Annotated in this window: 19 protein-coding genes; 1 reads left to right on the top strand and 18 read right to left on the bottom strand. The window is 41.4% G+C overall.

Annotated features, from left to right (window positions below):
* Positions 1-43: 43 nt before the first annotated feature.
* From WDA22_14620 to WDA22_14580, 9 genes are all read right to left on the bottom strand, one after another.
* Entirely contained in the window at positions 44-1369 is a 1326-nt protein-coding gene (locus tag WDA22_14620) for a PhoH family protein (protein MFA5834709.1), read from the bottom strand.
* A gap of 287 nt (positions 1370-1656) precedes the next feature.
* Positions 1657-2535, bottom strand: a complete 879-nt coding sequence (locus tag WDA22_14615; GenBank protein MFA5834708.1) for a radical SAM protein — start codon at positions 2533-2535, stop codon at positions 1657-1659.
* Positions 2532-3905 (bottom strand): adenylate/guanylate cyclase domain-containing protein, encoded by a 1374-nt coding sequence (locus WDA22_14610; protein ID MFA5834707.1) that lies wholly within the window; start codon positions 3903-3905, stop codon positions 2532-2534. The genes WDA22_14615 and WDA22_14610 overlap by 4 nt, the downstream gene beginning before the upstream one ends.
* 9 nt (positions 3906-3914) lie before the next feature.
* Positions 3915-4883, bottom strand: a complete 969-nt coding sequence (locus WDA22_14605) for a hypothetical protein (protein ID MFA5834706.1) — start codon at positions 4881-4883, stop codon at positions 3915-3917.
* A gap of 7 nt (positions 4884-4890) precedes the next feature.
* Entirely contained in the window at positions 4891-5280 is a 390-nt protein-coding gene (locus WDA22_14600; GenBank protein ID MFA5834705.1) for a hypothetical protein, read from the bottom strand.
* A gap of 156 nt (positions 5281-5436) precedes the next feature.
* The gene (locus WDA22_14595; GenBank protein ID MFA5834704.1) at positions 5437-5655 is read right to left on the bottom strand and encodes a hypothetical protein; all 219 of its coding nucleotides are present in this window, start codon (positions 5653-5655) and stop codon (positions 5437-5439) included.
* Positions 5656-5822: 167 nt separating this feature from the next.
* On the bottom strand, positions 5823-7940 hold the full coding sequence (locus tag WDA22_14590; GenBank protein MFA5834703.1) for a prolyl oligopeptidase family serine peptidase: 2118 nt from the start codon (positions 7938-7940) through the stop codon (positions 5823-5825).
* A 13-nt stretch (positions 7941-7953) separates the two neighbouring features.
* Positions 7954-9531 (bottom strand): M14 family metallopeptidase, encoded by a 1578-nt coding sequence (locus WDA22_14585; GenBank protein ID MFA5834702.1) that lies wholly within the window; start codon positions 9529-9531, stop codon positions 7954-7956.
* 63 nt (positions 9532-9594) lie between these two features.
* Positions 9595-10062 carry a YbaK/EbsC family protein gene (locus WDA22_14580; protein MFA5834701.1) on the bottom strand — a complete coding sequence of 156 codons (468 nt, stop codon included), beginning with the start codon at positions 10060-10062 and terminating at the stop codon, positions 9595-9597.
* Positions 10063-10179: 117 nt separating this feature from the next.
* On the opposite strand from WDA22_14580, the gene WDA22_14575 reads away from it, so the two are divergent.
* The gene (locus WDA22_14575; GenBank protein MFA5834700.1) at positions 10180-10893 is read left to right on the top strand and encodes a hypothetical protein; all 714 of its coding nucleotides are present in this window, start codon (positions 10180-10182) and stop codon (positions 10891-10893) included.
* 48 nt (positions 10894-10941) lie between these two features.
* Here WDA22_14575 and WDA22_14570 read toward each other — a convergent pair whose 3' ends face one another.
* From WDA22_14570 to WDA22_14530, 9 genes are all read right to left on the bottom strand, one after another.
* The gene (locus WDA22_14570) at positions 10942-12039 is read right to left on the bottom strand and encodes a hypothetical protein (protein MFA5834699.1); all 1098 of its coding nucleotides are present in this window, start codon (positions 12037-12039) and stop codon (positions 10942-10944) included.
* Positions 12040-12322: 283 nt separating this feature from the next.
* Complete coding sequence (locus WDA22_14565) at positions 12323-13324, bottom strand: aspartate-semialdehyde dehydrogenase (protein MFA5834698.1); 1002 nt, start codon at positions 13322-13324, stop codon at positions 12323-12325.
* An 89-nt stretch (positions 13325-13413) separates the two neighbouring features.
* The gene (lysA, locus tag WDA22_14560) at positions 13414-14685 is read right to left on the bottom strand and encodes a diaminopimelate decarboxylase (GenBank protein MFA5834697.1); all 1272 of its coding nucleotides are present in this window, start codon (positions 14683-14685) and stop codon (positions 13414-13416) included.
* Between the two features lie 120 nt (positions 14686-14805).
* Entirely contained in the window at positions 14806-16188 is a 1383-nt protein-coding gene (gene lysC / locus WDA22_14555; GenBank protein MFA5834696.1) for a lysine-sensitive aspartokinase 3, read from the bottom strand.
* Between the two features lie 158 nt (positions 16189-16346).
* Positions 16347-17345, bottom strand: coding sequence for a hypothetical protein (locus tag WDA22_14550; GenBank protein MFA5834695.1), 999 nt, complete (start codon positions 17343-17345; stop codon positions 16347-16349).
* Between the two features lie 6 nt (positions 17346-17351).
* On the bottom strand, positions 17352-18389 hold the full coding sequence (locus WDA22_14545; protein ID MFA5834694.1) for a DUF1611 domain-containing protein: 1038 nt from the start codon (positions 18387-18389) through the stop codon (positions 17352-17354).
* Positions 18390-18858: 469 nt separating this feature from the next.
* A complete protein-coding gene (locus WDA22_14540; protein ID MFA5834693.1) occupies positions 18859-19785 on the bottom strand; it encodes a site-specific DNA-methyltransferase in 927 nt (308 codons plus the stop codon).
* A gap of 11 nt (positions 19786-19796) precedes the next feature.
* Positions 19797-20699, bottom strand: coding sequence for a site-specific tyrosine recombinase XerD (gene xerD / locus WDA22_14535; GenBank protein ID MFA5834692.1), 903 nt, complete (start codon positions 20697-20699; stop codon positions 19797-19799).
* Positions 20696-23023, bottom strand: coding sequence for an HDIG domain-containing metalloprotein (locus tag WDA22_14530; protein ID MFA5834691.1), 2328 nt, complete (start codon positions 23021-23023; stop codon positions 20696-20698). The genes xerD and WDA22_14530 overlap by 4 nt, the downstream gene beginning before the upstream one ends.
* Positions 23024-23031 lie beyond the last annotated feature (8 nt).

The raw sequence follows: 23031 nt of genomic DNA, 5'->3' as shown, positions 1-23031 counted from the left end.
CCTCGCAGGTTTTGGAAACCTGCGAGATCTTATTTGAATAGAATTACAGTAAGTTGCTCGCTAATTCTGCTAACTTTGATCGTTCTCCTTTTTCCAGATTGATGTGCGCGTAAATCTTTTGCCCCTGCATCTTTTCAATCAGATAGCTTAATCCATTGGACATACTGTCGAGATATGGATGGTCAATCTGATAGATATCTCCGGTCAGGACGATCTTCGTCCCTTCTCCTGCTCGCGTGATGATGGTTTTCACTTCATGCGGTGTAAGGTTCTGAGCCTCGTCGACAATAAAAAATATCTTTACCAAACTTCGTCCGCGGATATAGGACAATGCTTCAATCACCAATTTTTCATCCTGCAGTAATTGATCAATACGCTGATACTGTTGGTCCGATTCCTGATATTGATTTTTGATCACATTCAGGTTATCGAACAATGGCTGCATGTACGGATCGAGTTTCGATTCGATGTCGCCTGGAAGAAATCCAATATCTTTGTTGGATAATGGAACAATCGGACGCGCCATAAAGATCTGCCGATAAAGTTTTCGCCGTTCAAGTGCTGCTGCAAGAGCAAGCAATGTCTTTCCCGTTCCCGCTTTTCCTGAGATCGTCACCAATTGGATATCGGGATTCATTAATGCGTTCAATGCAAAAATCTGTTCGGCATTATGCGGTGCAATACCATAAGCAACGTTCTTTTCTATTTTGGAAATCTGCTGCCGTTCTGCATCGAATGTTGCGAGTGTCGATTGCTTTCCGTTCCGCAAAATGATGAATTCATTCGGACGGAAATGATTTGTCGGCAATTCATCCGGCTGAACCTTAAACGGATTTGCGTGAAGACGCGTGATCACTTTTTCGTCAACATTTTCAACTGTGCGATGTCCTGTATACAGTTCTGTGAGATTCTTTACCTGGTCGTTCTTATAATCTTGCGCAGGCAAACCGACCGCCTTAGCCTTCATCCGTAAATTGACATCCTTGGAAACAAGTATTACTTCACGCGATGATTGTTCTTTTGCTAAACAGTATGCGGTATTTAAAATCTGATGATCTGGCTTGCTTTGAGAAAACGAGGAATAGATATCTTTGTGAAAGTCCTGTTCTAGACGTACGGTAATCTTGCCGAGTCCAGGCCCAATCTTGATACCGCCATTGAAGATGTGATCGCCGCTCATTGCATCAACATTACGGGCAAATTCGCGTGCGTGAAAGTTTATTGATTCGTTTCCTTTTTTAAATGCGTCGAGCTCCTCTAGTACTGTTACCGGAATGACAACATCATGTTCTTTGAATTGATAGATGCATGAACTATCGTGTAAAACAACGTTGGTATCGAGAACAAAAATTTTCTTCTTTTTTGCCATTGCGTTGTTAGAACCTCACATAGTGAATGGAAATAGTGGATTATCGTTATGCCATACAAAAAGGTGATAGCATAGCGTTGGAGATGCATATGGATTTGCAGGCGAATATGAAAATTCGGAAAAATCGAGGGGAATGTTCTGATTGTCGTTATTGGCAAGAATTGTCTCTTGTTCAAGAATAACTTTAAGTCATTGTAATAAATACAGTGGTAATACGCAAGGGGTTTGGGGATGAATTTTATAGAAATGTGATGTAGTAATTTAGCATGAAAATGGAGTTATTTCCATCAAGAGATTCCATATTTTAAGCCGGATTTACAGCAAAGCTCTTTCATAATTTTTTCTAGATTCAATTGATACTTCTGTGTGACATAATCCTGCCTTGAAAACTGTTTCTGATAATCCGTGTATACATCAGGATAATATCGTTCGATGATCTTGAGCACGAGAGTTTTGCTATCCGCTTCTTTATTGCCAAACAGCGTTACACTTCCGACAAGCAGATAATCCAAACCATATTCTTTTGTGGTTCCAACGTATGTTTGAAGTGATTCTTTTGTATCAGTCAATTTGGGAAGCAGCGGAAGAAAATGAGCACCAACATAGAATCCATCCTGCTTCAGTTTTCTCAACATTTCCATCCGTTCCATCGGCGGGTTGACGTTCGGTTCAAACCGCTTTGCAATCTCATTATCCAGCGTACAAAATGATGAAGCGATGATCACATTCTGTATTCCCTTGCCTTGTAAGTCGTCAGGAAGAATTGCACTCTTTTGTATCTGACGAAGTATATCCAGATCTCTAAAGACAAGATCCGATCGAGTCATCACATACACAGGGAACCGATGTTTTAGGATTACTTTAAGAAACTGCCGGGTGAGTGTTGTTTCTTTTTCGATTGGCATATACGGATCAGTAGCCGAAGCAAGTGCAATAATACCGAATTGTTTGTTCTTAGCTCGGAGTGATAATTGGCGGTCAAGAATTTCAACAGCATTTTTTTTAACCGAAACATTCATCTGAACACCATATTTGCTGCCACGTATATAACAATAAAGGCAATTCATCGCGCAACCTTGGTATGGATTAACAGAATAATCGGTTAAGAACCAGGAATCACGTTTCTTGTGTTTGTTGAGGATGGATTTTACAACGATTTCGTTCATCGTGGAGATGTTACAGAATAGACATCAACCGGGTATTGTTTTCCTTTTACTTCAATTTCGCCAAGAGAATTACAAACAAAATGATTCTGAATAAAATTATGTGTGGTACCATCGATCAAAATTTCATTCGCCTTTGCTTTTGATACAAGTCGGGAGGCAAGATTAACAGTATCTCCTATCACGGAATAATTGAGTCGCTTTTCCGAGCCAATATTTCCGAGAATTACTTTCCCGGTAGCAATTCCAATCCCAATGGAAATATGTTCCAATCCTTCTTTGGCAAATTCGATATTCAGCTTTTCCAATCCCTGCTGCATGGCAATACCCATTCGCACGGCGTGTAACGGATCTTCATCCGTTGGGACCGGTGCGCCAAACAGGATCATAATTTCATCGCCGGAAAATTTATCAATAATGCCGCCGTACGTTATTGCAATATCGGTCATTGCCGTAAAATACCGATTCAGCAAATACACAATTTGTTCCGCGCCAAGCCGTTCCGTCATACGGGTAAATCCGCGAATATCACTGAAGAAGACGGTCACTTCACGCAACTCTCCCTCAAGTTTCGGTCGGATCTTTCGCTGTAATAACTGATCAACAACTTCTTTCGGAACATAACGGGAGAATGTATCTTTGACAAATTCCCGCTCTTTCAAACCGGTTGCCATTTTATTAACGTGCTGCGCAAGTTGGCTAATCTCATCATCATTATGAATTTGAATCGGGTGAGAAAAATCTCCCCGCTCAATATGCTCCAATGTTGGGAAAAAACGATGAATCGGTTTCACAATCAATAATCGGGCAAGAAGGACTATTCCGATACTCAGAAATAAAAAGACAGCAACGGAAATGGAAATAAGAATCGTTTCAAGAGAATAAATAACATTATACATTCTCTCGATGCTGAAAATAATTGTCAGCGTTCCCACTAATGTTGTTGAGGGGATTGTTCTAATGGGAACCACAACAATACTCTGTTTAGTCGATTCAAGAAATGAAATCTGTTCATTTCTTTTCCTCAGCACATTGGTTACTCGTTCCGAAGAATCCTTTGTGAACACACGATCCATAGAAAGTGCCCCCACAATTGTTCCGGTAGAATCGGTGATAGAGACATCAAGGATCCGGGAATCAAGCTGTTTCAACTCGAATAATAGACTATAGAGACTTCGAGTATTATGAATATCGTATCCGCGCGCAACATCAATGGCAATCGTATGAGAGATGCTGAGCATTGTCTGCTCCATCTCGTTGATCAGATATTCGCGGCTGTATTGAACGGCAAGGAATGTAAAAAGAATATCGCCGATGAGAACAATAGGAGTTACAAAGAGAAGAAATTTAGCGCCGATTGAGAATTTTTTCACGGAGAGAAATTACAGTTCATATTCTAATTCAAAGAAAATTTCATTTGCTTGACGGCGGTGCTGTTCCAGATTCAGCACAAATTCCAATTTTGCCAGATATCCGCGGCTGATCGTATAAAGGAATCCTTGTGCCCACTGGATCGATTCATCATTATTGCGGCTTCTGTTCGGATCAAAGAACTCTATGCGCGATGTCGTACGCAATGTTGAAACAAAAAATGAAAGATCGTAATTCATCGTTAGATAACTTCCTGCACTCCGGAGTGTTCCATAGTTTCGCGATAATGCTTCAAAGGCAACGGTAGCATCACCAATATAGGCCATTGCTTCTACACCAGCAGCCGTCACTTCAATCTCTGAATATTTGTTTACCGTTCCATTGGCAAATAGTGAATTTTTTCGCCCATAATATCCATTCACACCCAATTGGAACACATCAACAGAATAGACAGCGTGACCGACAACATCCTTAAAATTATTATCGTCTTTGAGATTGTTGATACCGTTTCCATTCAGTATTCCCATTCCAACGGTGAACATTTCGCCATGAGATTCCCAATAGATACCAACATCCAGATCGCGCAGCATAAAGTCCGGCATTAAAGGATCCGGTGTCAATGGAGTACTTTTTGTGGTTGAATGTGAAACGGTAAATGGGTCAAAATACCCGAAAGGATTCCTTATTTGGCCGAGTGTCAGTTGGCTGTTGAAGGGAAGATCGTGCTGAATGAAATATGCCCGTTCCAGCTGTGCGCGGACGAGATTGTCCTTCATGGTGTATTCAATCAACGCGGTGGAATGTTCATTGATATTTGCATCCAGGAACAGTTTTGCTTCGCGAAATTGGAATGACAATGGTTGAGGATAATTTCTATTATAGAACATATTAAATTCCACCTCAACGGAGGGCTTTATGTCTCCCGCGTATGAATACACCGCTGCCAATGCAACAAGCATTATCGACAATACTATGTTCATTGTTGAACTAATTTTGTTTTTCGGCAGCATATATTTTTTCAAATTTGTTCTGTTTTTGCATCGTCACAAGCAATCGTTCAATTTCTTCCCGAGATTTTCCCTGCCGGAATTGCTCCCGGATAACTTTATAAATAACCCTTGGATATATCACCACCGGTCGGTTGATCATAAACAGTACGTCTTCAATAAAGTTTTCAAGCGGGACGGTGATTAACAGAATTGTCTTGGTTTCTACTTCTTTTTCGTTAATCAGAGTATTTTCAATTTCGGCGAGATGATCATCCAATATTTTATCAATGGATGTATGGATTTTCTCTGGAAGGTTATCTTGCGCGCGAAGAGAATTGCCCGCAAGCATAAAACAAAAGCATAATATAGAGAGTAGCCGTAACTTCATAAGAAAAACATTCGGTAACATCAAATTACCGAAAACGACGTCTAAACGCAACGACACTCTTTCTTGGTGTAATTTCAATTCTTAAAGAGCGTTACAAGAGGAGCAAGGAATCTGATCGTAAGTATTCTTAATCCGCGAGAGTCCCTTCTTTCCGTGTCATCCGTATTCTATCCCTCTCGTCGTTCTGACGGAGTCCTGTTTTTGGGGACGACCGAACTTGTCCGCCGAAGGAGGAGAATCTGATCGAATTACCTCAGACACTTCGCTTCGCTCAGTGTGACAATTCAGTAATGCTCCTCCTCCATCCTGAGCAAATCCTTTGTTCTTTGCCCGATGTTCGGGATCCCGTGCAATGGGAAAGAATGCGTCGTCCACGACCCGATGGGTCGTTCAACGAATCTACGATTCGTTGAATCGTAGATAGACCCGTCGGGAGGGATGACCTCGAGAATTTAATCTGCTCCTTAACTACCTTGCAGCCAGGCAGGCGCACAATGAGCATTATTTAAGTTTTGTCTACGACTCGTAGAGCGTAATATGAGTCACTCTTTCAATAAATACATCGGTGTAATTCCCATATTCCACCAGGTAAACGAATAGATGTCCGATGTTTCTTCAATGATCTTTGCAGTTGGTTTTCCGGCACCGTGACCGGCAGAGGTTTCAATACGGATCATCACCGGATTCGGTCCTTTATATTTTTCCTGAAGTGTAGAAATATATTTAAATGAATGTGCCGGCACAACACGGTCATCATGATCTGCAGTTGTTACTAGCGTTGCCGGGTAATTCACTCCTTCACGGATATTATGAATTGGAGAATATTTTTTTAGATAATTGAACTGCACTGAATCGTCACTGGATCCGTAATCATTCACCCACGCCCATCCAATGGTAAATTTGTGAAAACGAAGCATATCCATAACACCGACTGCAGGAAGTGCGACCTTAAAAAGATCGGGACGTTGATTGATAGTCGCTCCGACAAGAAGTCCTCCATTCGATCCTCCCTGGATAGCAAGCTTTGACGGATTTGTATATTTATTCGCAATAAGATATTCTGCTGCCGAAATAAAATCATCAAACACATTTTGTTTGTTCATACGCATGCCAGCTTGGTGCCATTTCTCGCCATATTCCCCTCCGCCACGCAGGTTTGCAACAGCAAACACTCCACCTTGTTCCAGCCATAATAAACGCGAGGCACTAAAACTCGGGCCGATGGAGATATTGAAACCGCCGTATCCATACAGCAACGTAGGATTATTTCCGTCAAGAGGAATTCCTTTTTTGTGAACGATAAACATTGGTATCTTCGTGCTATCTTTGCTAGGATAAAACACTTGGTTTGTTTCATAGTCATTCGGATTGAAATCGACTTCTGTCTTACGGAACAACGACGATGATTTTGTCGCAATGTCATATTTGTAAATCGTAGCAGGATATGTAAACGATGTTAATGTATAAAAGGTATACTGATCTTTCCGTTCACCGCCAAAACCGCCGACATTACCAAGTGTTTCAAGGACAATTTCATTTTCCAGCTTTCCATTCAGATCATATACGAATACGCGATTACTCACATCCTTCATATATACCGCAAACAATTTATTTCCGACAATGGAAATTGAAACGAGCGGTTCTGGTTTTTCCGGTAAAATTTCTTTCCAATTTTTTTCCTCCGGATTTGCCGGATCATACAAAACAACTTTTTGATTTGGTGCGTTGCGATTTGTGGAGAGCAATAACTTATCGCCAATATTATCCACAATGCTGATATCATCGTCGAATGTTGTCATAATTGGAAGAAACTCCGTCTGCTTTCGGCGATCTCGATAGTACAGCGCATTTCCATTTGATCCACGCTGATTAATATACAATGAAAGAAACCGTTGATCTTCCGTTAGACCAATACCAAATAACCGCTGCGGATTTTGAGGATCTTCATAAATCAACGCATCTTTTGATTGTGGAGTGCCAAGGATATGATAATAGACTTTGTGATATGCATTTGATGTAGAAAGTTTTGATCCGGTATCTACAGGGATTGGATAGCGTGAATAATAAAAACCGTTACCATACCATGTAATTCCGGTAAATTTTGCCCATTCAATCTTATCGTTCAATAGTTTCTTTGTACGAACATCCATCACATAAATCTCCCGCCAATCAGAGCCAGCTTTGGATATTGCGTAGGCAAAATATTTTCCTTCCTTATCAAATGCGGAACCTTGCAACGACGTTGTGCCGTCTGCAGAAAGTTTATTCGGATCAAGAAAAAGTTCAGCTTTTGCATCGAGTGATCCGCGCTGGATATACAGAACGCTTTGATTCTGCAAACCATCATTCTTGTAGAAAAACCAATTCTTCCCGGCGCGAAACGGCGCTGTATATTTCGGATAGTTCAGGAGTTTTGTCAGCCGGTCTTTTACTTTTTCCCTAAACGGTATCTGGTTAAGATAGCCGAACGTTACAGTATTTTGTTCCCCCACCCACTGTTTCACATTTATCGCTGTATCCTGTTCAAGCCATCGGTAAGGATCATTTATGGATGTCCCGAAATAGCTGTCTTGATGATCCACAGTGGCAGTTTTTGGATATTGCAATTGTGAAAATGCAAACGATACGAAGAGAGAAAGAAAAAGAAAGATCCTTTTCATACGATACCTTTCATTAATTGATAACTTTATAGATAGGATACACCTTTCCATTGCCGAAATATTTGTCCAGCACATTCCAAACAACAGCACCGTCTTCGGATTCTGGTTCTAGTAAATACATAATAAGACGGGATAACGACTGATTCATTTCAACCACGTACGTTCCTGCAGCAAACGATTGTTGAATTGGTTCATATTGACCTTCCACAGTCCTCATTTTATGTTTTTGAAATTCCCGTTCCGCCTGAGTGTTCTGTTGAATTGCAAAACGTTGAACAGTTATTGTCTGCATTTCTTTCATCCGCTCAAGCTTGATTCCATGTTGCTGCAGTAACGTTATCACATCGCTTAACGAATCGGGAATAATATATCGGACCGGTACTTTTGCTTTTCGCGTTGCACGCGTGGAATAGAATTCAGTTGTCACAATCTTTCTTAAGCTATCTTCATTCATCAAATACATAATCTCGTTTGTGTACGGATTGTGTTCTTCTTTCACCGCAGCAAGCAGAATCTCCTGAGCCGGATTTGATTCAATCACTTCTGATCGTACACCAAGAGAGTCAACCGTTGTAATATTCCGCGATGCTTCGTCAGCTTTTGCAATCGCCTCTTTAATGGCAATTGAATTGCCGTTTGCCACATCTAAAATACTAACGACAAGTGCTTTGGTTGAGCTGATTCGTTGTTGAAATGAGATATAAGAATACGATTCACTTAAAATTGCCAATCTGTTTCGAAATCCAACGTAATTGCTGTTGAATCGAGGTTCGGTTGCCCAAAAATAGTATCCCGGTTTTCCCGCTGGAGTTTTTTCAAGATAATCGCCATACCGGTGAATGCGAAATTTTTGCGCTTGTACTTTCTCTTCCACTTTGGGAAAAAACACATTCCGCGTAAACTCATCTAATCCAGGATCAATCACTGGATTTAACGCAAAACTGTACGTGATATGATAACCATGGAATGAACCATTCGTCGTATGGAGATCGACAGTAACATGCGGATCGAATTCATTCAGCATCTTCACAAACGAAAGAACTTCCGGTGACTCCAATTTCATATGGTCACGATTCAAGTCGAGCATCTGTGCATTTGCCCGCTGTCCCATTCCTGCAATCGGTCCATGCTGCCAGGGACGATTATAGAGACTGATCATGTCATTTCCGTCAGCATTAAAGATCGGCACAATCAATAATACCAATCGCCGTCTCCACTCGGAGTGTTTTCCTTCTTTCAGTTCGCGAAGCAGCTCCAGCATTGCTTCTTTCCCCTCAACTTCACCGGCGTGGATATTTCCTTGAATATAAACGATGAGCTTACCGGATTTTTTAATTGTTTCCGGCGTAGTATCTACTACATCACCATACACTATCATCGGAAGACGCTTTCCTTGCGTGGTATATCCCAACCACGTCAATTTCATCGCCTTGCCATCAATCTTCAACGCATCGATGAAATCCATCACATCTTGATATCGTGATGTTTCTTCGTAACGGGTTTTTTCAGGACGAGTGTGCTGTGCAAACAATCCCACAACACCGCAAGAAATTACATAAAGAAACAACAAACTTCGTTTTACAATTGTCATTGATTTTTTCCCTGATTATGGTGAAGGAATATACAGCCAAAATTTTATTGTTGCCACGAAGTTTTATTGCAGTGAGAAATTGAATTGTTCTGCATTGATAACAGAGAGATAATCGGATGTTTTCAGGATGACTGAATCGGTGAGTGAACCGGCATTGAATGCAATTTTTTCATTTTCAAGTATTGAGAGATCTAGGAACAGATCCAGATTCAGAATGGGACGACCAAAAGGAGGAACAGAACCTGGAACGAGTCCTGTCAATTCCATTAATTCTTCTGCCGACGCAAAGCGAATGCTTTTTGCGTTGAAGTGCTTTTTAATTTTTTTGGAATCAACTTTTAAAGCCGCACTCAGAACAAACAACTTAAAATCGCTGTCAACTTTCATCACGATAGCCTTGCCGCCCATCTTCACATCTTCTCCTCTCGCTTTGGCAGATTCTTCGGAAGTAAATGTTGGTTGATGTTGGACAGTGCGAAATACGATGTTCCTGTCTGTAAGAAATGTGCAAATTTGCGTAAAGTGATTCATGTGTTCAGTAGAATTTTCAATTGTTGCCTTAAAAATAGAATATTTATTTGTATCTTTCTACTCAAAATTCACGACACACTGACCGCTGCATGTATCATTTTTCATGAGGAGAATAGTATGGCAAATAATCATTTCCCGATTTTAATCATTACCGGCAGACCTGCCGCGGGTAAATCCGAAGTAATCGATTTCTTAAAAAAATGCGACCCGATTGTTCGATTAGAAAAATTCCACATTGCAAATTTTGAAGAACTTGATGATTTTTTATATGTATGGGAAACATTTGAATTGGACGATCTGATGACACAAATGGGAAAGCCGCGCATTTGGAGCGATGAAAAATATTGGTTTAAAGACCAATACATTTGGGATCTGTACATGAAACGTCTTGCGCTCGATTATCAAAAGAAAGTCATGAAGGATAGTGAGTATCATTCCAAAATGACAACCCTGGTGGAATTTGCCAGAGGCGGAGAAAATGCTATTGTGAATGCAATGTCATTCCTTTCCGACGAGATGCTGAGCAAAGCATCGCTAGTGTATATCAAAGTGCCGTATGAAGAATCCGTGCGGAAGAACCGTCGACGAGCCCGTCCCGGACAGGAAGATTCTATCCTTCATCATTCTCTTCCCGATGAAAAGATGGAGTTCTATTATAAGACAAACGATTGGGAAGCGATTGAAGCAAAAGATCCCAATTTCATTACCATCCGGGGACACAAAGTTCCATACGCGATATTTGAGAATATGCCGGAAAAAACGAACGATATAAAACTGATTGAAACGGAATTAGAACGGGCAACAACAAAACTGTGGGGAATAAAGAGGTGATTTTTTAAAAGATTAGGACACCTTATAGGTGTCCTACATCTTAAGAGCTCACCCTTTCAATTGAATCTCATTTGCCAGCACAAGTTCCCGTGTTCGTTTCTTTTCGGCGCGAGACAAAAACCCTACGGCAATCAAAATAAATCCGAGCGAGATCCAATCCTGCATCTTTGGGAATCTTCCCTGAAACATAAAATATGAGACTAGTGTTGCCGCAGTACCGGCAACAAGTGAGGTAAGTCTGTTCACCAAACCAGCAAACGTTGCTGTTCTTCCTTTAAACATAAAAATGAAAACGGAAAAAAATGCAACCATTCCATAAGCCAATCCGGCTACCACTGCCCATTCCCATTGTGAATGAGCCTCTGCGAATGTTTGGTGAAACGTCAATAATTGTACATTCGTTGTTTGAAACCAATCAGGAGATTGGAATAATACGTAGCTAACGGAAGCCATCACGATGGTTGCAGTAATTTGTTCTATAGCAAAGAATCCGTTGTTATCCAGCTTAACCCCCTTCGCCCTCGTATTCTTATAATAGTTCATAATATAAATACGAATAGAATAGACGACGATGTAGCTGCTCAAGATGGTCACCGCTGCAAATGAATTGATAAAATCAAAATCCCCCGGAGCGACCCAAATGATATTCATCGCGGCAGCCAACAATGCAAATACAACGGCATAATTTTCCTCGGCATAGACGTGCTTCTTTAAAATACCTTGATAGATTTGAATGGCGTCAACACATCGACTGATGATTATAACGCTTGCACGCATGATAACCATGGCAACCATCACTGAAATCGGTAAGAGATACATCATAGTTGTTGTTGGAATGACAACCGCGGTGCAAATTCCGGAAGGAATGATGTAGAGAATTTCCTGAGGGAACCGAATATTCCACAATGTGATAATTTTATTCGATTTAATACGGTACCAACGCAACACTAACGCGACAGATAATGCAATAAAATTTCCACCGATGGTACTATAGACAAGATATTCGATCTGATTCATTCCCGGAAATCCATTAGCGGTATTGCCGGTAAAATACTTTACACTGACACCAGTGATGACATAAAAGAAAAAATATCCAATGGCGAGCTGAATGAGTCGTCCGGTGCTCCCTTCTGTTGTTTTCCACATATAATATCCTTCAAGTTATACGATATCGTTTTCAGAATGACGCTTTAGATTTGATTATAATATGTAAAATGAGGTCAGGAATAAAGGGAATATCTCAACTTGCCAATATAGAAGAATGCGGAAAAATACAAAAATGTCTTTATTTGATCATAGAAATCATGAATGGGAGAAATATCACTGTAAATATAAGCAGCATGGATAATTCGCTGCCAAGGAGGGAATATAAAAAAAGGTGTATCCAACCATTATTTCGGCGGATACACCCATTAATAATTTGATGCTCTTATTTTCCTTTAATCCACTCTTCGGCAATCTGTACCGCGTTGGTTGCTGCACCTTTTCGGATGTTGTCTGAAACGATCCATAAATTTAGGCCACTTTTTACCGAATCATCACGGCGAATTCGACCAACAAATGTTTCGTCCTTATCGTGTGCAAAAATCGGCATGGGATAAATTTTTTCTTTGGGATTGTCTTGAAGGACAACGCCGGGAGCGTTTTTCAGCAATGTAAACACCTCTGATAGTTCAAATGGTTTTTCAAATTCCAAATTGACTGATTCACTGTGTCCTCCGATAGAGGGAACGCGGACGCACGTGGGAGAGACAGCAATTGTATTATCTCCCATGATTTTTTGTGTTTCATTGACCATTTTTAATTCTTCTTTGGTATAGCCGCTATCGGTAAATTCATCAATGTGCGGAAGACAGTTGAACGAGATCTGATAGGGAAATTTCGGAGATTCGACTTTTTCCTTATTCCATTCTTTCATCAACTGGTCATATCCTTTTTGTCCGGCACCGGTGACTGATTGATATGTCGAAACAACAACGCGTTTAATTTTATACTGATCGTGCAACGGTTTCAACACCACCACCATTTGAATGGTAGAACAATTCGGGTTTGCAATAATCTTACTTCCGGAAAATATTTCTTTGCGATTGACTTCAGGCACGACCAATGGAACATTCGGATCCATTCGCCAGGCGCTGCTATTATCGATCACCAGAATTCCATATTTCGCACAAATAGGAGCAAATTCCTTGCTCACTGAACCGCCCGCTGAAAACAGCGCAATCTCTGCACCGCTCTTTTTAATATTCTCTTCATTCAATTCCTGAACGTTCCAATTTTTTCCGTTACATGTCACTGTCGTTCCTACCGAACGTGCTGAAGCCATTGGTATCAATTCTCCAACGGGAAATTTTCGTTCTTCAAGAACTTGAAGCATTTTTCGTCCAACCATACCAGTAGCACCGGCAACAATTACTTTATAGTGTTTCATTGTTCTATTTTACCTTCTTCCTAAAATATTTTTTCTGCTTTTTCATTTTCACATTCATTGCAATTTGTTATTTGGAACGTGGTATTGTATTATGGTAACTCTTCGAGTTTTTGCCGTTCTCGAATGACTCTCACTTTTTCTCCGTTCACCAATACTTCGGCAACGCTTGGCCGCGCATTGTAATGCGACGAAACCGAAAAACCATATGCACCGGCGGTGAGAATCGCCAAATAATCTCCCCGTTGCACAAATGGCATGGTTCGATCCCGTGCAAAGAAATCGCCGGATTCGCAGACCGGTCCCACAATATCCACCATCTCCGTATCACCAGATTGTACAGTCAACGGAACAATTTGATGGAACGCCTGATAGAGACTTGGCCGAATGAGATCATTCATTCCGGCATCGACAATGACGAATTTTTTTACGCCATTGTCCTTTCGATACAACACTTTTGTTATCAATATACCGGTATTCGCAATAATAGAGCGTCCCGGTTCAACCACTAATTTACAGTTTGCTTGTTTAAGAATCGGGAGCACCGATGAGATAAATGCATTGTTTCCTGGTGTTTCATCCGCGCTGGTTCCTTTTTCCTCCGGAAGCAGTGGATGTTTAATAGCATTTTTGTACGTCACACCATATCCGCCGCCGAAATCAATGTGTTGAATATTAATTCCAAGAGTGCGAAGTTCCCTTACCATATCAACAACTTTTTCTGCAGTTTGGACAAAGGGTTCTAGTTTCAAAATCTGTGAACCGATATGCGTGTGAATGCCATCAACAATTAAGTTCGGAAGTGATGCAGCATATTTGAATGCCTCAACGGCAACAGATATATCAATTCCAAATTTATTTGTCTTTAAGCCGGTGGAAATATACGGATGCGTTGACGCATCGATATCCGGATTGATGCGGAGAGCAATACGCGCTTTCGTATTCATTCTTCCGGCAATTTCATTGATTACCGCAAGTTCTTCAATCGATTCCACGTTGAAGGAAAAAATATTCTGCTTCAATGCATATTCAATTTCTGCATCTTGTTTTCCAACGCCGGCAAAGGTGATCTTAGATGGATGAAAACCTGACTGCAAAGCAAAATAAATTTCCCCCGCAGAAACAGCATCCGCTCCGGCCCCTTCTTTCACAAGAAGTTTCAGCAATTCACGATTACTGTTTGCCTTAAGAGCATAGCATGTAATATGATCGACTCCCTCAAACGCACTATCAATTGAGCGGAAGTTATCAATCACCTGCTGCTTGCTGTACAAATAGAGCGGCGTTCCGAATTCTTCCACAATTTCTTGAACTGCGGTCTCTTCGCAAAACAGTTGATTTTCTTTATAGTGGAAATGATTCATAACGTTATTAAAAAAAAAGCTCTTACCAGTTGGCTCTTAGCTATTGGCCTTTAACTATTGGTCTAGATGTTTTTCGACTTTTCCTAATAGACAATGGCTAACAGTCAATAGCTGTTTTTATCATTCAAATATTTCCGGAAAACTTCCGGCGTTTGCAAACAATGCTTTATGCAATTTCAATACAACATCGTCAACATGGTCTTCGTCAATCACAAAACTTAAGTTGATCTCTGAAGCTCCCTGAGAAATCATATTAATATTCACATCCGAAATCGGTCCGAGCATCTTTACGGCAAGTCCCGGACTGTTGCGAAGGTTGTCCCCAACAATGCAGACAATTGCTTTTTTATCGCTGATAGAAACGGTAGCAAACTGTTTCAACTCCCGAATAATGTTGGAAAGATTCTTCGTATTGTCGATCGTAGCCGTCACACTTACTTCCGATGTAGCAACCGTATGAACAACCGTTTCATATTTGTGGAAGACATCAAACACATTTTCTAAAAATCCCGTGGCCAAAAACATTCTCGTGGAAACAATACTGACGAGTGTTATCCCTTCTTTATACGCAATTGATTTTACAATACAACGTTTGTCAGTCTTTGGTTTTGAGACAATCAAGGTTCCGGAAGAATGCGGATTCTTCGAATTTAATACTCTCACAGGAATATTTTTTTTCACTGCCGGAAGAATCGTTTCAGGATGCAATACGCGAGCGCCAAAGTACGCAAGTTCCGCCGCCTCGTTAAATGACATCACCTTAATTTTTTTTGCATCCTTCACAACACTAGGGTCACTCGAAAGAATCCCATCGACATCAGTCCAGATCTGTATATCTTCCGCATCCAAGAGCGCCCCGATAATAGCGGCGGAATAATCCGAACCACCGCGTCCAATAGTGGTCGTAATTCCACTCGGTGTTGATCCGATAAATCCTTGTGAAATGACAACATACCCGTTCTGTATTTTCGGTTGAACGATCTCACGAAGCTTTCTCTCGGTGACATCAAATTGAGGGAGAGCTTTCGTATACTGTTCGTCCGTGATCATCCATGAACGAGCATCCACCCAGAATGATTTAAATCGCTGCGATTCAAAATAGTGATGGATAATAAAGGAGGACATCCGCTCACCATACGCAGCAAATGTATCAAGGGAGCGATTGGTCAATTCCCCCAAAACGACTACACCATTAACAAGTGCGGCCAGTTCTTCAGCAATCTGAGCCAAATGTTTGTTCAAAAATCGTTGAAGATCACCATCAAACAGTTCTTTCACAATCTTCTTGTGCCGCGATTCAATTGCCGCAACATTGTTCAATGCTTCTTCTTTTTTTCCGTGGGATGCAAGCGAAGCGGTTTGCAGCAACTGATTGGTGATACCGGAACATGCGGAGACGATGACGATTGGTTTCCGTGGTAGCTCCTGTTTAACGATCTCTGTTAGGTTCCGAATTGCTTTGGCATCTTCAACAGAAGTGCCGCCGAATTTCATGACAATCATTGTTTCTGTACTTTCATCACAGTCTGTAGAACAATAAACCCGAAGCATGTTCGGGTTTGCTTAAGATACATCATAACTCTTTATCTATATGAATGATAAAAAAAATCCCGCTTAATTGAAAGAATTCAGCGGGATTTTCATGCAAGAATGTAAAAAAATTAATTTTCTGAAATGATCTCCTCAAATATCAGTGTTTCATAGTCGATCCATCCTTTTATCGTCCGATTGAATTCAATATACAATCGATCACGATCGATGCTTCCCCTATCGAACAGAGAAGGGAGAAAGATGCGCTGCATCTGCGCTTGCGTTAAACGCCGAAAAGCAGTTTCGCGAAACGCCGATGCTCGATCGACAGATTGATACAATTTAATTTTACTGTTGAAATAACGCGAAGGCTGATCCGATACGGCAAAAACCGTATCGATTGGAACATCCAACACAGCCGTGCAAATCTTCCAATCAATGGAAAAAATAAGATCAACCGTCAAATTTGGATAGCGGGAATTCGGAGAGACTTTCGCCTTTAATCGATTTTCATTCAGAAAGCGAACGGATTCATAACTGCTGCCGACCCGGACAAGATCGCCGGAAAGCTCGTTGGTAACACCTTCCTTATCCACACTGATTGCATGATATTCTTTTTCGATGCTTCCATCGCTATGGACTTTATCAAACCAATAATACACAATCGATTTTGTCAGGCTGACGGTGAGCAGAGTATTATCGCATTGTTTGATTGATAAAAAATTCACTGCATCCGCAAATTCAAGCGGAAATGCTTTGCGATAGAGTAATTCATTTTCCAGATAGAGAAGAATTCTCGTGGCCGTTGAAGCTGTGTCTCCGTTTTTCCATGCACCGTTAAGATATTCTACAACAATGGTAAGATTATTATTTTTCGGCTGCGAAATTTGATATGAGATATTCCGTGTTCCTCGAAAACTTACTTTGCTGGTCTGGAAATTTGAAATATCAAAATTTGAATGATCGCTGAACGCATCCGATGGAGAAACATATCCCTGCGTTGTATCAATCTCTGCTTCCGATGCCGGCGGGACATAATTATCTACCCGCTGAACACTCGGTTGCTCAGATTTCTTCTTTTGACAGGAAGAACATAATAATAAAAGTAATATGATTGGAATTATTTTCAAAATGGATTACCCTAAATAATTCAACAATGTATCGGCTAGTTTCATGCCACCAAAACGGAATGTGTCAATGGCCGGCAATCCGGTGAGATCCTCTATTTTTTTTGCTTCGTCTTTGCTCTGCTCATCCGTCAAACCGATGGAATTAATCCCAATACCAACCACTTTGGTCGGACGAAAAAACTCTATGACATTTTCATGCAGTTTGATGAGTTTATTCAAATCGGGAAGGGGTAATCCGTAATCATCAAGTGTGCGGGTCGGTTGAACGCACATAATCATTGCGTCGGGCATAGTTCCATGCATTAATCCAAATGTGACACCGCTATAACCTTGATGCGTCAGCGCTCCCTGTCCTTCCACAAAAATATAATCGAAACCATCGGCATTCGAAGCGTCGATGCATTTTTCGATACTTCCGGCAATATAATCGCTTATCACTGCATCAACAGCGATTCCTTTTCCGGAGATCATAATACCTGTCTGACCCGTACCGATAAAATCGCTTTTTAAGCCCCGTTTCAAAAATTCGTTATACACCTGCAGCATGGTTGTCATTTTCCCAATGTTGCAATCCGCTCCAACGGTAAGAATAGTTTTTGCTTTTCGCGTCCGATAACTTCCCTTTGAAACCACTTCATATTCCAGTGGAATTTTCCGCCAATCAGTTATCGTTACATGATGTTCATCAGCCAGCTTCGCAAATTCTTCGTCATCGGAAAGGATTGTATGCAAACCGCTGAGAATGTGCATCTTATTTCGTATCGCTGTTTTAATCCATTCGCGCCATACATCAGGAAGTCGACCGCCGGTCGGTGCGATGCCGATCAACAAATGTGTCGGTTGAAATTTTAATCCCTCTTCAACACTTGCTACAACAGGAACGCTACCGCCATACCCGAGCACATCCTGTGCAACTTTTCCGACTTTTGTGCTGTCGATAATTGCAACGGTTTCACCGGGAGTATAGATGAGCACAGCGTTTGCGGTTTTTGATTTTAAAGGACTAAAGCGCCCTTCTGCAAGAGCAAGTATTCTACGTTTCATACAACCTATGTATTGTGTTTAATATTGGACATCAAATTCTGAACTGCAAGGAGTGATAATATTTTGCTTTTTTCTTCATAACTGATGTTGCACACATCAGTTATGAATGAAAGAATATTTCGTCCCTAACGGGACTTGAAAATTGATTCACTTGATCTTCTACAAATATCTTGTCCCTACCGGGACAACAAAACAAGCGAATGAGTTTATGATTTTAATGGTTTCAAAAAGCGCCGTAGGCGCGTACTATTTGTAGTATAATACGATTTCCAAATACAGAGTCCCTTTAGGGACGAGATAAAAAGAATTTTCAGTTTTGCGTACCATCAGTTAATAATAAATATTCATATCAAGCAATACAAGATGCTGGTTCGATTCGACATGGTTTATTATTGTCATCGTTCGACGTATCAGCCTAAAGCGGAATTGTTCTGGATGTCTATTCGTAAGGGTTTTACACAACTCCCGATCATGATTGCGAGTTTCGCTCCCAAAAAACTCCGTCAACAAATCCTTGAATAGAAGTTTCTGTTTCGGCCCGTTCCAAACGCTTCTCTGAAATAGAAGCAAATTTTTCATCAATTTCAATTCCAACGTATTTTCTTCTAAGTTTTTTTGCTACTACGGAGGTCGTACCGGAGCCGAGGAACGGATCGAGCACCACATCTCCCTCTTTCGTGCTGGCAAGAATAATCTTAGCAACGAGTTTTTCCGGTTTTTGCGTTGGATGTTCAGTGTTTTCCGGCATGGACCAGAACGGTACGGTGAGATCAGTCCAAAGATTAGAGGGATGGGTCATGCGAAAATTTCCACTGTCTGATTTCTTCCAATCTTTCGGTTTTCCGTTTTCTGTATACGGTGCAATCACTTTCCGTTTCACTTTTACGGCATCAAGTTGAAAGGTGAATATATCCGACATAGTGCAGTACCAAATATCTTCGGATGCATTTTTCCAATTTGCTTTTGCACCGCGACCTTTTTCCCGTTCCCATGTGATCCTGTTGCGAATTATAAAATACTTCTGTGCAACCTGCTGAATAGCAGCAGATGATCTCCAATCCCCGCAGATGTAAATTGATGCGGTCGGTTTCAAAACACGCACAAGTTTGGAGAGCCACGAATCCATCCACTCCACATATTCGTTATGCGATATAGCCCGGAATGTGTTTGCATTGAATTTTTTAGTGAGATTGTACGGAGGATCAATAAAAAGTAAATCCACAAAACCACCCGGAAAATATTGAACGGCATCATTCACATGCTGCACGATTGTTTTGTCCAGAAGTGTCAATACAGCCGTTGGTTTTGTCAATTTCAATAACCTCTTTTGAAATCGACTTTTTTCAACAGCTGTTAACGTGAGCGTTCTATTGCGGGGGGCGGATTTCTTAATCATATTTTCAACACTTATGCTCTCGGGTGAAATTGTTTATGCTGTTGCTTTAAATGTTCGCGATCAATATGCGTATAGATCTGTGTGGTGGAAATATCTGCATGGCCTAGCATTTCCTGAACAGACCGAAGATCCGCTCCCCCTTCCAACAGATGCGTTGCAAATGAATGACGAAACGTATGCGGGTGAATTTCTTTCGTAATTCCCGCTCTGCGTGTATAGTCGCTCACAATCTGCCAGACTGAAACGCGGGAAATTGCTCCGCCGCGAAAATTGAGAAAGAGCGCATCGTTGGATTTCTTCTGCTGTGCCAGAACTGAACGCACTCGCTGCTTATATTCATTGATCCATTTCAACGCAACGTCACCGATCGGGATCAGTCGTTCCTTGGAGCCTTTGCCAAAAACACGAACGAGTTGCTGATCTTCCATGATGTTTGATTGCATTAATCCTGTCAATTCGGATACACGCATCCCTGTTCCATATAATGTCTCAAGAATAGCTCTGTCTCTCCAGACAAATTTCGTCGCCGTCTCTGCCGCGGGATTTGCAGCATCAAGTATTTGATTGATCTCATCAACACTCAGGACATCGGGAAGATGTTTTCCTTTTTTGGGAAGTTCAATATTCTGCGTCGGATCAATCTGCGTGCGGCGTTCACCGAGTAAAAATTTATGGAGTCCTTTTATCGCCGAGATATTTCGGGCGATGCTTTTCGGCGACAACTCGAGTTTCCGCAGAATGGTGATGAACGCCGACACATGTTCTTCTTCTACTTGGTCAAGCGTTGTAATACCATTCTGTTCCAGGAATTGAAAATACCGATTGATATCCCGTTCATAGGCTTCAATGGAATTTCCGGCAAGACTTTTTTCCAGTTGGATAAAACGAAAGTAGGATTGTTTATCGAACTTCATTTCAGATCGATGTTTTCGATGGTGCGCTGTAGTCGTTTATCAGTCGATATTTTGGAAGCCGAGGATTTTTTCTCCGGAAGCGACAATTCCTCTTGATCGGTCATGGCTTGCGTTCCCGTTCCCTGTTCGGGGTACTGCAGACGAGAATGATGAATTCCAACCAGGATCTTCAAAAAACTCTCTTTGATAAGATTCAAATCGCGGAGGTTCAGACTGCTTTCGTCCAATTCCCCTTCCAATAATCTGAGTTTGATCAGAGAATCGATATTCGCCTCAATCTTTTCCACCGTCGGATCGTTGATCGTCCGTGTTGATGCTTCGATGCCATCAGCAAGCATAACAATGGCCGTCTCTTTTGAATTCGGTTTTGGCCCCGGATATCGGAAATCGTTCTCGTTTACTTCGCCTCTGTTCCTCTTTTGTCGTAATGCTTTCTCATAAAAAAATCCCACATGCATGGTTCCATGGTGCATGGGAATGAAATTGACGATTGTTTCCGGAAGATTATGCCGGCGGCCAAGATCCATTCCATCTTCAATGTGAGCAGCGATGATACGGACACTTTTTCTGGGACTCATCGTACGATGTTTATTCTCCGTGCCAAGCTGATTTTCCACGAACGATTCTGGGTTCAACATCTTACCGATATCATGATACAATCCTCCCGCCCGTGCCAGTGTGGGATTTGCACCAATTGCTTCCGCAGCACTTTCGGCAAGCGTTGCCACATTCACACTATGGTGAAACGATCCGGGCGCCTTATGGGCAAGTTCTTTCAGCAGTGGATGATTATAATCGCAGAGATCAACAAGTGTCAGTTCCGTGGAAATCCTAAAAATCTTTTCAAAAAAGATAAGAATTCCGTAAGCAATAATAGGCGAAAGGATTGCATTGAAACCTGACACCAACAGTTGGTCACGGACAATTGTTAAAGATTCGTACCGCTCCAATGCAAGAGCAATGACCGTTGTAGCGTAACCGAGGAAAATGTAAATGATCGAACGAAATATCTGCGTACGTTTTTTGATATCCCGCACTGTATAGATAGCAAACGCGCCCGCAACAAGTGATGATAGGGCTATTGCATAATCGTTGCCGCGTATTCCGGCCACCAGAAGCGATAACACAACAGTGCTGTAAAATGCAATGCGCGAATCAAAAATAATCGTCAAAATCATCGACACGGCAGGGACGAAGATTAAAAAGCGAAGCGGGAGTTCCGTGGTATTCTGTACCGTTAAAAACGCTATAAACGCCACGGCAAAATAGAGAGATGAGATGAGTATCAGCTTAAGATTGTCGTGATAAATTTTTTTCCGGAAGAGATAAATGTACATCACCAACATCCACATGATAGCAAAGATATGCATCACTTTGCCGGCGAATGTCACGTAGGAATTGATTCCGGCACCCCGTTCTTCTTTTGCTTTTCGAAGTGAGTCGAGCTTTAATTTTATCTCTTGCGTAATCCGTTCCTTTTTGGCGATGATCCGTTCATCTTCACTGACCGCACCAACGGTGCGCGGAACCAGCTCTACGCCAAATTGTATTTCCCGTTCGGTTTGTTCCTTCTGGAAAACGACGTTGGGCTGCAAAAACGTGAGAGCAATTTTCATTGCAATCGAAACAGTATCATTCTCTCCTTTATATCCGGTGATAAATGTTTGCTGTACTGCTTTGCCAAGTTCAAATTGATCTAAAAATTTATTCAACGGAACAATTTGTTCGTTCGTTTTTTTCCGTTTGGCAATCAATTCATCTTCGCGATACTGCGATTTCCGTATATTGACAATACCTTGAAGATACAATCCATTCACCACCAACAGCACATCTCTCCTGAGCTTATTAAACGAATATTTCGGGAGCGTTCCAGTATTTCGACGCTCTGCGTTCCGGAGAAGCCATAATGTTCTCCATTCACTCTCTCGAAATTGTATAGGAAATGTGGCAAGAGCCTCCTGCACTTCTTTTTCATCCTTCTTGTGCCGGTCAATAATCGTCTGTAATTTTACGAAGAACATCTGGAGAGAATCCAAGTAATCGTGTGCAATGGCAGGACTTTCTTCAAAAACCTTATATACTTTCCCGGCCGCAAGCTGACGTTCACGATCATATTCCCGTTCATCTTTATAGATGGGAAAAGCAAACGGCGCATAAAGATCGTTCTCGGTCCAGACCATTCCAACAGGATAATCCGACTCCACCGCAAGACCCTGAGGGAACATTAAGGCTACCACTATCGCAAAAACAATAAGAATAATCCATTTTGCGGTGAGATTATCTCTTTCGGTCAGTGATTGTATGACGTGTGAAATGTTTTTCATGCGGATAG

Source organism: Bacteroidota bacterium (genome assembly GCA_041658205.1).
Taxonomy (GTDB): Bacteria; Bacteroidota; Ignavibacteria; order UBA10030; family UBA8401; genus UBA8401.
This window is presented reverse-complemented; position numbering and strand designations above follow the sequence as displayed.

What these genes read in the sequence shown, in the direction of transcription:
- WDA22_14530 (MFA5834691.1), bottom strand. Translation starts at nt 23,023, where the DNA reads ATGAAAAACATTTCACACGTCATACAATCACTGACCGAAAGAGATAAT.
- WDA22_14575 (MFA5834700.1), top strand. Translation starts at nt 10,180, where the DNA reads ATGGCAAATAATCATTTCCCGATTTTAATCATTACCGGCAGACCTGCC.
- WDA22_14605 (MFA5834706.1), bottom strand. Translation starts at nt 4,883, where the DNA reads ATGAACATAGTATTGTCGATAATGCTTGTTGCATTGGCAGCGGTGTAT.
- WDA22_14540 (MFA5834693.1), bottom strand. Translation starts at nt 19,785, where the DNA reads ATGATTAAGAAATCCGCCCCCCGCAATAGAACGCTCACGTTAACAGCT.
- lysC (MFA5834696.1), bottom strand. Translation starts at nt 16,188, where the DNA reads ATGATTGTCATGAAATTCGGCGGCACTTCTGTTGAAGATGCCAAAGCA.
- WDA22_14620 (MFA5834709.1), bottom strand. Translation starts at nt 1,369, where the DNA reads ATGGCAAAAAAGAAGAAAATTTTTGTTCTCGATACCAACGTTGTTTTA.
- WDA22_14545 (MFA5834694.1), bottom strand. Translation starts at nt 18,389, where the DNA reads ATGAAACGTAGAATACTTGCTCTTGCAGAAGGGCGCTTTAGTCCTTTA.
- WDA22_14590 (MFA5834703.1), bottom strand. Translation starts at nt 7,940, where the DNA reads ATGAAAAGGATCTTTCTTTTTCTTTCTCTCTTCGTATCGTTTGCATTT.
- WDA22_14600 (MFA5834705.1), bottom strand. Translation starts at nt 5,280, where the DNA reads ATGAAGTTACGGCTACTCTCTATATTATGCTTTTGTTTTATGCTTGCG.
- WDA22_14580 (MFA5834701.1), bottom strand. Translation starts at nt 10,062, where the DNA reads ATGAATCACTTTACGCAAATTTGCACATTTCTTACAGACAGGAACATC.
- xerD (MFA5834692.1), bottom strand. Translation starts at nt 20,699, where the DNA reads ATGAAGTTCGATAAACAATCCTACTTTCGTTTTATCCAACTGGAAAAA.
- WDA22_14570 (MFA5834699.1), bottom strand. Translation starts at nt 12,039, where the DNA reads ATGTGGAAAACAACAGAAGGGAGCACCGGACGACTCATTCAGCTCGCC.
- WDA22_14615 (MFA5834708.1), bottom strand. Translation starts at nt 2,535, where the DNA reads ATGAACGAAATCGTTGTAAAATCCATCCTCAACAAACACAAGAAACGT.
- lysA (MFA5834697.1), bottom strand. Translation starts at nt 14,685, where the DNA reads ATGAATCATTTCCACTATAAAGAAAATCAACTGTTTTGCGAAGAGACC.
- WDA22_14585 (MFA5834702.1), bottom strand. Translation starts at nt 9,531, where the DNA reads ATGACAATTGTAAAACGAAGTTTGTTGTTTCTTTATGTAATTTCTTGC.
- WDA22_14565 (MFA5834698.1), bottom strand. Translation starts at nt 13,324, where the DNA reads ATGAAACACTATAAAGTAATTGTTGCCGGTGCTACTGGTATGGTTGGA.